The sequence below is a fragment of the Dermacoccus barathri genome, assembly GCF_015070805.1.
Taxonomy (GTDB): domain Bacteria; phylum Actinomycetota; class Actinomycetes; order Actinomycetales; family Dermatophilaceae; genus Dermacoccus; species Dermacoccus abyssi.
Genome location: NZ_JADCTK010000003.1, coordinates 461,137 through 476,039 on the forward strand (window position 1 = coordinate 461,137; position 14,903 = coordinate 476,039).

Here is a 14,903-nt window from a genome sequence, read left to right on the forward strand (position 1 = left end):
TCCCGCGCGCACACATCGACCGCTCGGCGAGGCCCACCTCAACCGTTTGGTTGATACCGCCGCGCGCCTTGCCAAGGCAGAATGAAGGGACGATGAGTGCCCACCCGCCGCCGTCCGCCACAGCCCGACGCCCCGAGACGGCGCGCGCAATCCGCGCCATGCAGGCCGCCATGCACGTGCTCTTCGTCCTGCTCTTCGTCGTCGGGCTTGCGCGTGCGCTTCTCACGCAGACGATGACGGCACCGCACCTCGCGCTCCTGTTCGTCGCGTCGGCGCTGTTCATGGGCCTCTACTGTTTCGGCCTCACGCTGGAGCGCCGTCCGGTCTCCGACGCGCGCCGCGAACAGCTCGCCCAGGTGTGGATCTCAGCGCTCGTCGTGGCGTGGATCGCGCTGCTCGCCGTGGCTGCCGACTTCGCGTGGCTGGCGTTCGCGTTCTACTTCCTCGTCCTCTACGTCGCGCGACGCGCGCTCGCCGCGGCCCTGGTCGCTGTCGTGCTCGTTGCGAGCGTCGTCGCTCTCGCGAGCTCGAACTCGACGCGGGGACCGGGCAGCCTCATCGGCCCGTTCATGGGCATGCTCGTCGCCCTCGGTATCGCATGGGTGTACGTCCAACTGCGGCGGGAGAACGACGCCCGCAACCTCCTCGTCGACCAACTCGTCGCTGCGCAGGACGACGCCCTCGCCGCCCAGGAGGAACTGGCGCACGCGCAGCACCGCGCCGGGGTCCTCGCCGAGCGCGAGCGCCTCGCCCGCGACATCCACGACACCCTCGCCCAGGGCTTCTCCAGCATCCTGCTCCTCTCGCGTGCCGGGCTGGCGCGCGAGGACGGCGAGGGCACGCTGTTGCGTCAGATCGAGGAACAGGCCGCGGAAGGGCTGACGCAGTCCCGCGAGGTCGTCCACGCCCTCGCGCCGACGGAACTCGCCGACGCTCCCCTGTTCGCTGCCCTCCGCCGCCTCGCCGAGCGCCTCGGCGAACAGACCGGCATCGCGGTGTCCACGACGTGCGACGGGGACGCCCGCCCGCTGCCGTCCCCCGTCGAGGTCGCGTTGCTGCGCATCGCACAGAGCGGTCTCGCCAACGTGCGCATTCACGCCCAGGCTTCGCGCGCCGGGGTGACGCTGGCCTACTCGCCCACCGACGTGACGCTCGAGATCATCGACGACGGTGTCGGCTTCGACGAGGCCGCCGTCGAGCGCGCCCCGCTCGGTGGCAGCGGATTCGGCCTGCGTGCCATCCGCGAGCGCCTCGTCGAACTCGGCGGGCAGCTCGAGGTCGAGTCGGCCCCCGGTGAAGGGGCGGCGCTCTTCGTCAAAATCCCGACGGCCACCTCGCCTGCCGCACCATCGCCCGTCACGACGAACGGAGGCGCCCTGTGACCACGGTGCTGCTCACCGACGACCATCCCGTGGTTCGAGCCGGCCTGCGGGCCCTGCTCGTGGCGTCGGGCATCGACGTTCTCGCCGAAGCGAGTGACGGCGCGGAGGCCATCGGCGAACTCGATCGGCTCACGGCCACCGGAACACCGCCCGACGTCGTCCTCATGGACCTGCAGATGGGCGACGGCATGGACGGTGTGAGTGCGACGGCGGCCATCCGTGGCCGCGGATGCGCCCCCGCGGTGCTCATCCTCACGACCTACGACACGGACACCGACATCCTGCGCGCCGTCGAGGCGGGCGCCGGCGGCTACCTGCTCAAGGACGCCCCACCGGAGACCCTCGTCGACGCCGTCCACCGCGCGGCACGCGGCGAGACGGTGCTCGCACCGGCCGTAGCGCAGCGCCTCGTCACCCGCCTCGCGCAGCCGACAGCCTCTCTCACGGCGCGCGAGGTGGACGTTCTGGAACGGGTCGCCGACGGCGCGACGAACCGCGCGATCGCCAAGGCACTCTTCGTCTCCGAGGCCACCGTGAAGACCCACCTCGTGCACATCAACGACAAGCTTGGCGCCACCTCCCGCACGGACGCCGTCGCCAAGGCCCGCACCGCCGGCATCCTGCGCTGACGGAATTCGACGTGGTGAGGCAATCACCATGTCAGTTCAGGAGGGGTCGACGAGGTGACCCGGCTGCGGAGCCACGCGCGCGAGTTTCACGGCGTGTTGGATGCGGCGCGTCGAGTCGTCGGGTTCGGGCAGTTCCTCGAGGGCGAACCAGCCCGATTCGAGGGCCTCACTGGCCACCTCGACGTGCGGTTTCGTTTCGCAGTGGACGCGGAAGATGACGTCGATGTGCCGAATCTCCGGCACGAAGTACGTGGCCATCGCGCCACCCGGTTCGATCGTCAGGCCGGTCTCCTCGCGCACCTCACGGATGACGGCGTCGCGCGGCTGTTCACCGCCGTCGATGAGCCCGCCGGGCAGCGACCAGCCCTTGCGGTGCACCTGCCGCAGCGCGAGCACCCGACCGTCGTACTCGATGATCGCAACGGCACCCGCCGTGAACGTCGGCTGGATCGCGTGGACGATGCGGTGGCTGATGCCGACCGGCAGCAACTTGTAGAGGCGCAGCGCCGCCATCCGCAGGGGTGAAGGGTTCGCAGCGTTCACAGTGACTCCTCGACGAGGTTCTCAAGGCGCGCCTCCGGGACGTGGTCGAGGTCCTCGTCCACCTCTCCCGAGACGTGGTAGCGGCGCATCACCTTGACCATGTTGTTGACGACGGCGATCAGCGGCACCGCGGTGAAGGCGCCGAAAGCCCCTCCGAGCACGGTGCCGGCGGTGACGCCGAGCAGGATGACGAGCGGGTGGAGATCGACGAACTTGCCCAGAATGATCGGGTTGACGAGATTGCCGAACAGCTGGATGACGAGGGCGAGCGCCACCATCATCACGATCGCGGTGACGATGCCCTTGCTGACGAGAGCGATGACGAACAGCAGGACCGCCGCGACGAGCACGCCGACGAGCGGCACCAGGGAGCCGAGGAACAGCGCCACGGTGAGGGGGACGGCCAGTGGGACACCGGCGATCCACATGACCGGCAGCATCGCCCCGGCGTTGAGTACGGCGAGCAGGACGAGCGATCGCATATAGACGACGAGCGTCCTCCATGCTGCCGCGCCGGCGAGATCCGCATAGTTGTGGGCGGGGCGCGGGAGCACCCGCACGCACCAGCGCCAGATGGAGCCGTCGTCGGCGAGAAGGAAGAGAACACAGAAAAGCGTCAGGACGAAACCCGACAGCGCGCCTGCCGCCTGACCGAGATAGCCACCGGCCTGTGCGGTGATGTCGCCGGAGTGCTCGCTCACCGTTTTGGCCAGATCGACGGTGTAGGTGTTCGCAGTGGCCGGGTCGAGGCCGAGCGGACCGTCGACCAACCAGTCACGCGCACCGCGCTGGGCGCCGCCGAACTGACTCGCGAACTCGCCGCTGGAATCGGCCACCTGGGCCCAGACGAACCACACGAGCAGCGCGATGAACCCGAATCCGACGAAGAAGGAGATGACGGCCGAGAGCCCGCGCCCGAGGCCTCGGCGCACGAGCCACGCCACGAGCGGCTGCAGGAGCGCCGCCACCATGATGCCGGTGACGAGCGCAACGGTCACGAGGCCGAGCTTTGCCAGGGCCCAGAACACGAGCGCCACTGCGGCTGCGACGAGCAGGAGGTAACCCGACCAGGCACCCGCGAGGCGGATGCCGAACGGGACGCTCGCGCGCGCCTTGTCAGGGGAAACCGGCTCGTTCATCGGGCCAGTTTCCCACGTCGAGCGCTCAGGCCGGACGGCTCAGTTCGAGGGCCTCGTACTCGGAGGGGGCAATGAGCACCGGGGCGATGGTTCGCCAGAAGTACTCCACTTCCTCGTGCAGGCCCTGCTCGTGCCCGGTGGCCTGCCGCGTGAGGTGCAACCCGAGCAGGGCCCCGGTGAGCATCCGCGCCATGCGTTCGGCGTCGATCCTCTTGGCAAAAGCGCCGTCGCGGTCCAGGCTCTCGATCATGTGGCGCGCCATCGACTCCCACATGTGGAAGGACGCCGGGCGTCCCTCGCTGTAGGTTTCACGCTCGACGGCGAGCCGGGCCGTGGCCTGGAAAAGGAAGCCCGTGGCCAGGGCGTCGCACACGACATAGCCGAGATTGATCAGCTTCTGCGCGCCACGTCCGGGTACCGATTCGGCGGCCTTCACCATCCAATCTCCGTGGGCCGCAAGTACCGCGTCGGCGACTTCTTCCTTCGTCTCGAAGTGGATTATTAGGCCGAAGGCCGAATCACCCCGCCGCCGCTTGCCCGGCCGCGCGCCCGGAAAACAGGCAGCCGCCGAGGAACGTCCCCTCGAGTGCGTTGTATCCGTGCACGCCTCCACCTCCGAACCCAGCGGCTTCACCGGCCGCGAAGAGACCCGGGACGGCGTTCCCGTCGGCGTCCAACACGCGAGACTGCAGGTCGGTCTGGATGCCGCCGAGGCTCTTGCGGGTCAGGACGTGCAGCTTGATACCGACAAGTGGGCCGGCCTTCGGGTCGAGAACCCGGTGCGGCGAACTCACCCGGGCGAGCTTGTCACCGAGGTAATTGCGGGCGTTGTGGATCGTCATGACCTGAACGTCCTTGGAGTACGGGTTGCCCATTTGCCGGTCCCGCTCCTCGATCTGCGTGCGCACAGCGTCGGCGTCGAGCAGCGGTTCGTCCGTGAGTGTGTTCATCTTCGCCACGAGTTCGTCGATCGTGTCGGCGACGACGAAATCGGCACCGTGTTCGACGAAGTCGGCCACGGCCTTCGGCGCGCCGGAGGCCAGGCGGGCCTTGACGACTTCCTTGCGACTGCCCGAGGTGAGGTCGAGATTCTGCTCCGAACCCGAGAGCGCGAATTCCTTCTCCAGCATCTTGCTCGTCACGATGAACCAGGAGTGGTCGTACGCGCTGATCGCAGGGTCGGTACGCAGGTGGCGCAGCGTGCCGAGCGTGTCGAAACCGGGCAGGCAGGGCTGCGGCATGCGTCGGCCGATCGCGTCGAACCACAACGGCGACGGGCCGGGCAGGATGCGGATGGCGTGCTGCGGCCACACGGGGTTCCAGTTGCGGATGCCCTCGGTGTAGTGCCACATGCGGTCACGGTTGACGAGGCGCGCGCCGGCACTCTCGGCCACGTCGAGCATGCGTCCGTCCACGTATTCCGGCACGCCGGTGATCATCGACGACGGCGGGGTGCCGAGGCTCTCGGGCCACCAGCGACGCACGAGGTCGTGATTGCCACCGATTCCGCCGCTCGCCACGATCACAGAGGGTGCTTCGACCTCGAAGTCACCTTCGGCATCGCGGTTCGAGGCGACGCCGCGCTCGGCGTCGTCCGGCGCGAGCACCGTGCCGCGCACACCGGTGACGGCGCCGCTCGTCGTCACGAGCTCGTCGACGCGGTGGCGGTGGAAGAAGGTGAGCAGCCCGCGCTTCTCGGCGTCGAGCGCCTTCTCGACGAAGGGCCCGCTGACGCCCGTGCCCGTCCCCCAGGCGATGTGGAAGCGCGGCACCGAGTTGCCGTGGCCGTCGGCACGCCCGTCACCGCGCTCGGCCCAGCCGACCATCGGCGTGAGGTTGATGCCGTTCTCGCGCAGCCACTCGCGCTTGCCGCCGGCCGCCCACTCGACGTAGGCACGAGCCCAGGCGCGCCCCCACGTGTCCTCGGCGTTCTCGCCGTCGAGGCGGTCCCACTGAGCACTGTTGCACCAGTCGGCCCACGCCAGCTCGAGGCTGTCGCGCACACGCAGGCGACGCTGCTCAGGAGAGTCGACGAGGAAGAGACCGCCGAAGGACCAGTGAGCCTGCCCACCGAGGTTCGCCCGGTTCTCCTGCTCGACGACGGCGACGCGGCGCCCTCGCGCCGTCAGCTCCGCGGCCGCCACGAGACCGGCGAGCCCTGCTCCCACGACGATCGTGTCGAACGTTCGTTCAGTCATGCCCATCACTCCCTCTGCATCGTTGCCGTCACGATAATTGAGGCCTCCTGTCACCCGGGCCGTTTACCGTCGAGCCGAGGGGGCGCCGCTAGACTCGGGCACCATGACGACCCAGGACACCGCGGCTTCGAAACACGAAGCGGAACAGGAGCCCTCGTCGTCCCCCTTGTCGACGTTCTGGCGCGAGGTCAGCACGTTCGGCTTCGTCGGCGCCTTCGCCGCCGTCATCGACCTCGGCCTGTTCAACGTCCTCATCCACGGTGCGCTGAGCGACAAGTACACGACGGCCAAGATCCTCTCGGGTGCCGTCGCCACCGTCTTCGCCTGGCTCGGCAACCGGTACTGGACGTTCCGCGAACGCGAGGGGCGCCCGGTCCATCACGAGGTGGTTCTGTTCTTCGGCGTCAACGGCGTCGCGCTCGCAGTCACCTCGGCGTGGGTCGCGTTCGCCCACTACGTCCTCGACGTGACGAAGCCGTTCTGGGTCAACGTGCACGTGGTTCTGGGCATCGGCCTGGGCACGCTCATGCGGTTCGTGCTCTACCGCACGGTCGTCTTCGGCAAGGCCGCCGAGCAAGGTGCCCCGCCCACGCACCACGACGCCCACGAGAAGTAGCCGCGACTCAGCCGCTACCTGCGTGGAGGGAGCGCGATCAGCGTCCCGGCAGGAGCGCCTTCATCTGACGGGCTCGATGCTGCAGGCCGCTCGTCGTCACGAGCGTGAAGGCCTCGGCGATGATGTCGCGCGACATCTTCGAGACGCCGAACTCTCGCTCCGCGAAGCGGATCGGGTGCTCGACGACGACGCCGCCGGCCTCGAGGACACGCAGGGTGAGGTCGACCTGGAAGCCGTATCCGCTCGTCGTGATCCCGTCGAGGTCGATGGCCCGCAACATCGGGGCGCGGTACACGCGGTACCCGGCCGTGGCGTCGTGGATGTGCGTACCCAGCAACGCGCGCACGTAGAGGTTGGCTCCTCGGCTGAGGACCTCGCGCTGCTTGGGCCAGTTGACCACCGACCCGCCCTTGATCCAGCGCGAGCCGATGACGAGGTCGGCTTGGCGAGCCAGCTCGAGCATCGCCGGTAGTTCCTCTGCGGGGTGCGAGCCGTCGGCATCGATCTCGACAAGAGCGTCGTAACCGCGTTCGAGACCCCAGGCGAATCCTGCGAGGTACGCCTTCCCGAGCCCCTCCTTGCCCCGACGGTGCAGCACGTGGATGTGCGCGCTCAAGGCTGCGAAATCGTCAGCCATCTCACCGGTGCCGTCGGGCGAGTTGTCGTCGATGACGAGGATGTCCGCATGCGGAACAGCGGCATGGACGCGCTCGAGGATCCGGGGAAGGTTCTCGCGCTCGTCGTAAGTCGGCAGGAGCACGAGTACGCGATCGATCGCGGGGCGCTCCTGCGCCGAGGGCAACGCGGGCATGGGTAACTTTCGTCAGGCGACGGGGACGAGACAGCAAACGTAACCCATGGGCCGCACAATGGTGAGCATGCCCGTGCCGATCAGCCTCGATGACGCCGTCCGTCGCCTCTACGACGGACCGGCAGCCGATTTCGTGCGGGTCCGCAAGGAACTCGCGGCTCGGGCGAAGAGTGAGGGCGCCGCCGATGTCGCCCGCGCGATCACGGCGCTGCGCAAACCCACGGTGGCCGCGGAGACCGTCAATCACCTGGAGGATCAGCCGCTCGGTGAACTCCTCGCCGTCGGCACCGCCCTACGGGCTGCTCAGACGCGCCTCGACACCGACGAGATGAAACGCCTCACGTCCGAACGCCACCGCCTGCTCGACGCCGTCCTCGCAACCGTCTCCGTCTCACCCGCGGTGCGCGACGAGGTTCGCTGCACGCTGCTCGCCGCGACAGCCGACCCCAGCGCCGAGGCCGCCGTCGCGAGCCGCACCCTGGTGCGGGGCCTGCGCTATTCGGGGTGGGGTGAGGTTGACCTGTCGGACGCCCTCGCACATCGGGACGCAGCCGCACGCGGCCGTGCCGCTCTTCGCATCGTGAACACCGACTCAGCCGACCGGGAGGCCGAGCGAGAGGCTGCCGCGCGGGACGCCGAACGTCGCACGGCGATGCAGGAGGTCGAGCGGGCCCGCCACCGGTTGAGCGCTGCGGTAGACGCTTATGACGCCGCGAAGGCGGCCCGTGACAGTGCACAGGCCGCCCTCGCGGCGGCGGAGACTCGCGTCAGAGCCCTCGACGAGAGGTGAGGAGCCCGGGAATCGGGCAGCTCGACCCTGCCCGATGAAGTGCGTCAGGCCGACTTCTTCGTCGCCGACGGGAACATCTGGCCGCAGTAGGACGTGAGGTCGTCGACCGCGTCGTTGTAGGTGTTCGTGTCGACGGTCTTCGAGGGCGCCTTGGCCTTCGTCAGCGTGCCGACCTTCTTGGCGACGGCGTCCGCCTTCTGCTTGAAGCTGGCGTTGCCGGACTTCTTGCCCTGCTCGCGCAGTTCGTCGGCGAGCTTGCCCATCGAGGTCGACGCCTTGCTGAGGTCGGCCGCCTTGCGCGAGTCGACAGCCTTGTTCCAGGTGGAGTTGGCCGAGACGACCTTCTTGTTCGTGTCGATGCAGGCTGCGCGCAGGGCCGGCGTCGCGCCGGGCTTGCCCGCGTTCGTCGTCGCGCTGGAGGTCGTGACAGTGGGGCTGGCGTCGTCGCTGTTCGCACTGCCGCAGGCGGCCATCGTCACCGCGAGCCCGAGGCTCGCCGCGGTTGCCGGCAGGATGCGGCGAGTTCGGGTGAAAGCGTGGTGGTGCACGATTTTCCTCTCGTCGGGCCCGTGGTTCTGGCCTCTCGGTCGGTCATGGGTTCATCGCCCACAAGTCACCTACCGTTACATATTCGTGATGTTTCCGCGAATCCGGCCCGCAATGACGGCAGCCGTCCAGGTCGCAGCCTCGAACATCGGCACGTGACCGACGCCCTCGGCCTCGACGTAGTTCCACTCCGGAACCCTCGCGAGCGCCGCGCGCACGCCGCGGGCAGGCACGAGCGCGTCCGCGTCTCCCTGGAGGAACGTGACGGGCACCGTCACCTCGGCCAGCGCGCGGCGGTAGCTTCGCGACGCTCCTGCGGTGACGATCGACTGCGCAGCACGCACAAGGGAGGGCACCGCGCTCTGGATCTCGGTGAGTGCCCGCGCCTCCTCGACGGCCCGGCGCCACACCCAGCGCGGCACGCGACGACGGTCGGCCACGACGACGAGTACGCCATCGAGGCCCATCTGGTCGGTGCCGCGACGCTGGACGTAGCGCGGCACGACGAAGCGCGCGAGGGGCGGGCACATGTAGAGCGCGAAGGTGAGACCGACCCGGGGGTTCGGACGCACCTTGGGGCCGAACGGCACGACCGCGTCGACGAGCACGAGCCGCTCGAGCTGCGGGTGGCCCTTCGCGGCGAGCAGCAGCGAGATCATCCCGCCCATCGAGTTGCCGACGAGTACGACGTTTCGCGCGTCCACGACGTCGAGGTAGGCGCTCAACAGGTCGACGTTGTCGCCGACCGCGGAACGGCCGGCGTCGGCCTCGGTGCGCCCGAAGCCGGCGAGGTCGGGTGTCAGTACCCGCCCGAGGCGCGTGAGGTAGGGCCAGACGGGCTCCCAGTTCGCGAGGCTCCCGCCGAGACCGTGGACGAGGACGTAGGTGGGCCCCGAGACGTTGTGGCCGCTGTCGCGGTGATGCACCGTGACGCCGTCGACCTCGACGGTCGTGATGGGCGGCAGGTCGGGTTCGGGTTCGTCGACGTTCGTGGCGAGAGACGCGGCGAGCAGCGCCTCGGCCGCGGCAGCGTCGAGAACGTCGACGTCGGCGGCCAGAGCTGCGCTCGAGTTGCCCGGTTCGTTTTCTGAGGCGGGACTCACGAGCTCTCTCCGATCTGCTCTCGCAGCGCCTGCGCGAGCACCTGAGCGTGGTTGTCACCGGTCGGGTCACCGGCGATGAGGAGGAGGACGCGCCCGTCGGTGCCGCGAACGGTCTCGGCGAGCTTCTCCAGCCCGTCGGCACCGTCACCGTCGGCCAGCTCGGCTCGGTAGCGGTCGGCGAACTGCTCGAAGCTCAGATCTCCGCCGTGGAACTCCTTGCGCAGGTCCGTGCTCGGGGAGGCGTCCTTCGCCCACTCGTCGAGGTCTGCTCGTTCCTTCGAGACTCCGCGGGGCCACAACCGGTCGACGAGCACGCGCATCGCCTCACCGTCGCGCGCGGTGTGGACCTTGCCCACCTCGATGTCGGGGGTGGCCATCAGCGGTGGGCGGCGACGGCGTCCGCGAGGCTGCCGAGCACCGGGTCGTAGGAGCGGACGACGCGTTCGACGATGACCCCTTCACGGCGGAACGGGTCGCCGTCGAGACGCTGCTCGACCTGCTCGGCGCTGTCGGCTGCGACGAGCAGCAGCGCGCCGGCCGGGTCGGTGAGCGGCCCGGAGAGCAGGAGGCCCTCGCACTGCGCGAGAAACTCGCGATGCTCGGGGCGGTGGGTGTCGCGCGCGGCGACGTCGTCGCTGTAGCGGTAGGAGACCGCGAAAATCGCCATGCCTTCGAGCCTACTCGCCACCAGTGACACCGGGCAGACCATAAGATCGAGGCGATCGGGGCAGGGAGGGAAACCACGTGTCGGAGAGTTGGCAGCTGGGCAGCCGGTACGTGCTCGAACGTCGAATCGGCGCGGGCGCGATGGGTCAGGTGTGGGCCGGTCGCGATGTCGACGGCCGCCCCCTCGCGTTCAAGCTGTTGCGCCCCGAGATGGCTGACGACCCCACCGTCGTCGCGCGTTTCCTCCAGGAACGCAACCTGCTCGTCAATCTGCGCAGCCCTCACGTCATCCGCGTGCACGACCTCGTCGTCGAGGGCCCGCGCCTCGCCATCGTCATGGATTACATCGGCGGGCCGTCGTTGCGCGGCCTGCTCCAGCAGCGCGGCAATCTTCCGCCTGCGGAGGTGGCGTCCCTCGGTTCGCGGATCGCGGCCGGCCTCGCAGCGGTGCACGGCGCGGGCGTCCTGCACCGCGACCTCAAGCCCGAGAACGTGCTTCTCGACGAAACCCCGAACGGCCTCGAGCCGAAGTTGGCGGACTTCGGCATCGCCTCGCTCGCCGTGACGGCGACTGGGCACGTCGGCACGGCGAACGTCATCGGCACCCCGCAGTACCTCGCGCCCGAGCTCGGCGACGGGTTGCCGAGCGGGCGTGCCAGCGACCTCTACGCCCTCGGCATCACGCTGTACGAAATGGCGTGCGGCATCGTGCCGTTCAGCTCTGATTCGCCGGTCGCGCTCCTGCGGATGCACGCCGACCACGCGCCCGGACGCCCGGACGGCATGCCGGACGAGCTGTGGCACCTCGTCGCGGCGCTCATGGCGAAGAACCCGGGAGACAGGCCCGACGACGCCTCCGCCGTCGCGGCGCAGCTGGCCGACATGGTGCCGCGCTTCGCCGGGATGCCGGCCCCCGCTCCCCTGCACGCCTCTCCCCCCACGCGACTCATCGGTTCGGCACTGCCGACCTCCGGAAGCTCTCCCGAGACCGTCTCCGACGATGACGACGAGAGCACGTCGCACCGTCGCAGCATCGCGCTCGGCGTCGGGCTCGTCGTCGGGCTGTGCCTCGTCGCGCTCGTCGCGTGGCTGTTGTTGCGCGACACCGGCTCGGAGCAGACGAAGGCGAAACCATCGGCCACCACCTCCTCGTCGACGACACGGGCGCAACCGACGGTGGTTCCGCTGTCCAGTCGTCTCGCCGGCTCGGAGGCGGAGAAGAATAGCGCCACGATCGACGGGCGTGACTTCGACGACGCCGTCGTCGCCCGCGATCTCACGCCCCCCACCTGCACCCGTCCGGTGCGTTTCACCCTCGACGGTGAGTTCACTCAGATGGAGTTGCTCGCCGGCTTCAACGCGCGCCCCAACCCCTCGGGGGACACCGGCGCCGTCGTCGTGCGCCTGGACGGCGACACGAAGCAGACCGTGAACTTCTCGAGCGAAAAGGCGAAAGCACTCTCGCTCGACGTCACGGGGGTGCGCAGCCTCGTGCTCGAGCTGAGAGCGCAGCGCTGTTCGCCGCAGGATCATCAGAGCATTGCACTCGCCGAGGGCAAGCTTCGCCGCCAGTAGGCGCAACTCGGCGGTCAGCAGGCCACTGCCGCCGCTGCCGTCGACCGGGCGCTGCTGCGGGCGTCGGCGAACAGGAGCACCCCGAGGCCCGCGAACGCGAAGCCTGCGCCGACCCAGAGCGGCGAACCGAAGCCGTGGCCGGCCGCGATGGCGAGGCCGCCGATCCACACGCCGAGGAAGTTGCCGACGTCGAACGCGGCGATGTTCGCGCTGCTCGCGAGCGTCGGCGCTTCGTCGGCGTAGCGCATGACACGCATCTGCAGGCCGGGCACCGTGCCGAACCCGAAGAAGCCCATGGCGAGCAGGAGTGCTGCCGCCGCCACCTTGTTGCCCGGGACGAGCGCAAAGACCACGAGAACGATGCCGAGCGCGAGCGTCCACGTCGTCAGGGTGCGGCGCAGGGCTGCGTCGGCGAGGCGCCCACCGAGGAGATTGCCGCCGAAGAGCCCGACGCCGAAGAGGACGAGGAGCCACGGCACTGCGCCGTCGTCGAAACCGGTGACGCGAGTCAGCAGCGGCTCGATGTACATGAACGCACCGAACATGCCGCCGAAGACGAGCACTGTCATGCCGAGGGAGTACCAGACCTGGGCCCGGGAGAAGACGGCCAGTTCGGCCCGGAGGCTACGTTCGGACGACTCGGCGTGGGCGTCCGGAACGAGCGCTGCAATGCCGGCGAAGGAGACGACTCCGACGACGGCAATGGTGGCGAACGTCGCCCGCCAGCCCCACTGTTGACCGACGAAGGTGCCCATCGGCACGCCGAGGACGTTGGCAAGCGTCAGCCCACCGAACATGATGCTGATGGCGCCGGCCTGCTTCTCCTTGGCCACGAGGGCCGCCGCGAGCACGGACCCGATGCCGAAGAAGGCGCCGTGCGCGAGGGCCGCGACGACACGTCCGGCGAGGAGCGCGGCGTAGCCGGGTGCCAGTGCCAAGATCGCGTTGCCCACGACGAACAGCACCATGAGGAGCAGCAGCGCACGCTTCGGCGCCCACTTCGCGAGGAGCGGCGGCAGCGCCAGCGCACCGAAGACGACCGCGAGGGCGTAACCGCTCACGAGGTAGCCGGCCGTGGGCACGGAGACCCCGAGGTCGTTCGCGACCGGGGTGAGCAGGCCGGCGATGACGAATTCGGTGAGCCCGATGCCGAAGCCACCGAGGGCCAGGGCGAGCAGTCCGACAGGCATGAGTGCAACCTTTCGAGGTTCATTCCATGCGGCAACATACCGCGCGTGCAACTAACTTGCGTGACGTTAGTTGCACACGCGCTCTATTGCAAGCGGCGTATACTGAATTCATGGGTATCGCTGACACCGCCGTCGAGGTCCGCGCCTCGGGCTGGCGCACGCTCGCCGCACTCCACGGACACATCGAGACCTGTCTCGAGAAGGAGCTCGTCGCGGGCCACGGCCTGACCGTCGTGGAGTACACGGTGCTCGACGCCCTGTCGCGCCAGGACGGCACGTTCCACCTCCGCATGGCGCAGGTGGCGCGCGCAGCAGCCCTCTCCCCCTCCGCGACGACGAGGCTCGTCAACCGACTCGAAGACCGCGGTTACCTCACGCGCATCATCTGCGCGGACGACCGGCGCGGCATCTACACGGAGCTGACGCCGGAAGGTCGCGCCGCCTACGAGAAGGCCCGCCCCACGCACGACCGTGTCCTCGCCGCCTCGCTCGAATCAGCCCGGGTAAAGCCAGAACTCGCCGACCTCGTCGCCTTCGTCGAGAAGCACTGACTTCTGACGTGGACGATCTGTTGGTGATGCCGGGGCCTGGCGCCCCGCGTGGCCTGCGCGTCCCCGCCGCCGAGCTGCAGGAGCAGTTCTCCCACGCCTCCGGGCCGGGCGGTCAGGGCGTCAACACCACCGACTCGCGCGTGCAGCTCAGCCTCGACCTCACGACGACGAGCGCGCTCGACGACACCCAGCGCGCCCGCGTGCTCGCAGCCCTCGACGCGCGGCTCGCGGCCGGGGTGCTGACGGTGACCGCAGCCGAGCACCGCTCGCAACGCCGTAACCGCACAGCCGCCCGCGAGCGCCTGGCTACCCTCCTGCGTGAGGCGGTCGCCCCACCGGTGCCTCGCCGGCCGACGAAGCCGACGCGCGGTTCGAAGCGGCGGCGCCTCGAGGCGAAGAAGCAGCGCAGCGTGACGAAGCAGCAGCGTCGCAAGCCCGGCCTCGACTGAGACGCCTGACCCGGCGCCCGGGGGACGCTCACCCGGTTCAGCCGAGGAGAAGCCGGATTAACCCTGTTGGCCCTTGGCTCGGATGAGGTCGAGCGCGACGACCGCGCCCAGTGTCGCGGCGCGAGTCGGGCCGGGAACCTCAGGAGTGAACCCGAGGACGTAACGCTCCTTGCCGAGGAACGCCGCGCCGATGCCCGGCCACCGGCGCGACACGCGAGCCACCGGTCCACCGGGGCCGACCACCTCGAACTCGCGCTCGAAGAAGCTGCCCGACAACTGCAGCGTCGCGTCCGGGAGGTTCACGGTGAGCCGCTTGGAGAACAACGTGAACTCTTTGACCACCTCGCCGAACTGCTGACCGTTGGGGTCTTGGAGCACGTAGCGGTCGCGCCCGAAGTTCATCACGTCGTCGATGCGCATGAACAGGGAGCCGTCGGTGTCCAGAATGGTGAGTTCGCGGTTGCCGAGGGCGAAGCGCTTCAGCGCACCACCGTCGGTGCGGATGCGCCCGATCGGCTGCCCACCGGCGTCCATGATGGCGAAGTCGTTACCCATGAAGCTCGTGACCTGGTCGATGACGAGAACGTCCGACTGAAGAAGTGCCACGGATTCATGGTGCCCGATTGCCGACACGAGATGGTGGCCGCGCGGCTGCCACCGTCACTCCCCGACGCCGCGACACCGGGGCGATGACACGAGAACGCGCCCCACAGCG

At 69.2% G+C, this 14,903-nt stretch carries 18 protein-coding genes; 7 read left to right on the forward strand and 11 right to left on the reverse strand.

Annotation, left to right across the window (positions count from 1 at the left end; all coding sequences use genetic code 11):
- The first annotated feature begins 92 nt into the window (after window positions 1-92).
- Complete coding sequence (locus IM689_RS07900) at window positions 93-1,382, forward strand: sensor histidine kinase (protein WP_193643545.1); 1,290 nt, start codon at window positions 93-95, stop codon at window positions 1,380-1,382.
- Window positions 1,379-2,011, forward strand: coding sequence for a response regulator (locus IM689_RS07905; protein WP_193643546.1), 633 nt, complete (start codon window positions 1,379-1,381; stop codon window positions 2,009-2,011). Before IM689_RS07900 ends, IM689_RS07905 begins: the two co-directional genes overlap by 4 nt.
- Window positions 2,012-2,047: 36 nt before the next feature.
- On the opposite strand, the gene IM689_RS07910 is transcribed toward IM689_RS07905, so the two are convergent.
- The 4 genes from IM689_RS07910 to IM689_RS07925 all read right to left on the reverse strand — a co-directional run bounded on the left by IM689_RS07910 (window position 2,048) and on the right by IM689_RS07925 (window position 5,891).
- The gene (locus IM689_RS07910; protein ID WP_193643547.1) at window positions 2,048-2,554 is read right to left on the reverse strand and encodes an NUDIX hydrolase; all 507 of its coding nucleotides are present in this window, start codon (window positions 2,552-2,554) and stop codon (window positions 2,048-2,050) included.
- Window positions 2,551-3,693: an AI-2E family transporter gene (locus tag IM689_RS07915; protein ID WP_193643548.1), complete on the reverse strand. Its 1,143-nt coding sequence runs from the start codon at window positions 3,691-3,693 to the stop codon at window positions 2,551-2,553. The genes IM689_RS07910 and IM689_RS07915 overlap by 4 nt, the downstream gene beginning before the upstream one ends.
- Before the next feature lie 25 nt (window positions 3,694-3,718).
- Entirely contained in the window at window positions 3,719-4,132 is a 414-nt protein-coding gene (locus IM689_RS07920; RefSeq protein WP_193643549.1) for a hypothetical protein, read from the reverse strand.
- Window positions 4,133-4,211: 79 nt separating this feature from the next.
- Window positions 4,212-5,891 (reverse strand): FAD-binding dehydrogenase, encoded by a 1,680-nt coding sequence (locus IM689_RS07925; RefSeq protein ID WP_406565488.1) that lies wholly within the window; start codon window positions 5,889-5,891, stop codon window positions 4,212-4,214.
- A gap of 103 nt (window positions 5,892-5,994) precedes the next feature.
- On the opposite strand from IM689_RS07925, the gene IM689_RS07930 reads away from it, so the two are divergent.
- On the forward strand, window positions 5,995-6,507 hold the full coding sequence (locus tag IM689_RS07930; RefSeq protein WP_193643551.1) for a GtrA family protein: 513 nt from the start codon (window positions 5,995-5,997) through the stop codon (window positions 6,505-6,507).
- 37 nt (window positions 6,508-6,544) lie between these two features.
- Here IM689_RS07930 and IM689_RS07935 read toward each other — a convergent pair whose 3' ends face one another.
- A complete protein-coding gene (locus IM689_RS07935) occupies window positions 6,545-7,318 on the reverse strand; it encodes a polyprenol monophosphomannose synthase (RefSeq protein WP_193643552.1) in 774 nt (257 codons plus the stop codon).
- A 67-nt stretch (window positions 7,319-7,385) separates the two neighbouring features.
- Here IM689_RS07935 and IM689_RS07940 point away from each other — a divergent pair, with 67 nt between their 5' ends.
- A complete protein-coding gene (locus tag IM689_RS07940) occupies window positions 7,386-8,108 on the forward strand; it encodes a hypothetical protein (protein ID WP_193643553.1) in 723 nt (240 codons plus the stop codon).
- A gap of 44 nt (window positions 8,109-8,152) precedes the next feature.
- Here the strand turns inward: IM689_RS07940 and IM689_RS07945 are convergent, their stop codons facing one another.
- The 4 genes from IM689_RS07945 to IM689_RS07960 all read right to left on the reverse strand — a co-directional run bounded on the left by IM689_RS07945 (window position 8,153) and on the right by IM689_RS07960 (window position 10,424).
- Entirely contained in the window at window positions 8,153-8,656 is a 504-nt protein-coding gene (locus tag IM689_RS07945; RefSeq protein WP_047312547.1) for a hypothetical protein, read from the reverse strand.
- Between the two features lie 75 nt (window positions 8,657-8,731).
- Window positions 8,732-9,757, reverse strand: a complete 1,026-nt coding sequence (locus tag IM689_RS07950; protein ID WP_193643554.1) for an alpha/beta fold hydrolase — start codon at window positions 9,755-9,757, stop codon at window positions 8,732-8,734.
- Window positions 9,754-10,134 carry a DUF488 domain-containing protein gene (locus tag IM689_RS07955; RefSeq protein ID WP_193643555.1) on the reverse strand — a complete coding sequence of 127 codons (381 nt, stop codon included), beginning with the start codon at window positions 10,132-10,134 and terminating at the stop codon, window positions 9,754-9,756. Before IM689_RS07955 ends, IM689_RS07950 begins: the two co-directional genes overlap by 4 nt.
- Window positions 10,134-10,424 (reverse strand): YciI family protein, encoded by a 291-nt coding sequence (locus IM689_RS07960; protein ID WP_047312549.1) that lies wholly within the window; start codon window positions 10,422-10,424, stop codon window positions 10,134-10,136. Before IM689_RS07960 ends, IM689_RS07955 begins: the two co-directional genes overlap by 1 nt.
- A gap of 77 nt (window positions 10,425-10,501) precedes the next feature.
- Here IM689_RS07960 and IM689_RS07965 point away from each other — a divergent pair, with 77 nt between their 5' ends.
- Window positions 10,502-11,998, forward strand: a complete 1,497-nt coding sequence (locus IM689_RS07965; RefSeq protein WP_193643556.1) for a serine/threonine-protein kinase — start codon at window positions 10,502-10,504, stop codon at window positions 11,996-11,998.
- A 14-nt stretch (window positions 11,999-12,012) separates the two neighbouring features.
- On the opposite strand, the gene IM689_RS07970 is transcribed toward IM689_RS07965, so the two are convergent.
- A complete protein-coding gene (locus IM689_RS07970; RefSeq protein WP_193643557.1) occupies window positions 12,013-13,188 on the reverse strand; it encodes an MFS transporter in 1,176 nt (391 codons plus the stop codon).
- Window positions 13,189-13,298: 110 nt separating this feature from the next.
- On the opposite strand from IM689_RS07970, the gene IM689_RS07975 reads away from it, so the two are divergent.
- On the forward strand, window positions 13,299-13,739 hold the full coding sequence (locus IM689_RS07975) for a MarR family winged helix-turn-helix transcriptional regulator (protein ID WP_193643558.1): 441 nt from the start codon (window positions 13,299-13,301) through the stop codon (window positions 13,737-13,739).
- Window positions 13,740-13,747: 8 nt separating this feature from the next.
- Complete coding sequence (gene arfB, locus IM689_RS07980; RefSeq protein WP_193643559.1) at window positions 13,748-14,188, forward strand: alternative ribosome rescue aminoacyl-tRNA hydrolase ArfB; 441 nt, start codon at window positions 13,748-13,750, stop codon at window positions 14,186-14,188.
- Between the two features lie 57 nt (window positions 14,189-14,245).
- Here arfB and IM689_RS07985 read toward each other — a convergent pair whose 3' ends face one another.
- Window positions 14,246-14,794, reverse strand: a complete 549-nt coding sequence (locus tag IM689_RS07985) for an LURP-one-related/scramblase family protein (protein ID WP_193643560.1) — start codon at window positions 14,792-14,794, stop codon at window positions 14,246-14,248.
- Window positions 14,795-14,903: the final 109 nt, after the last annotated feature.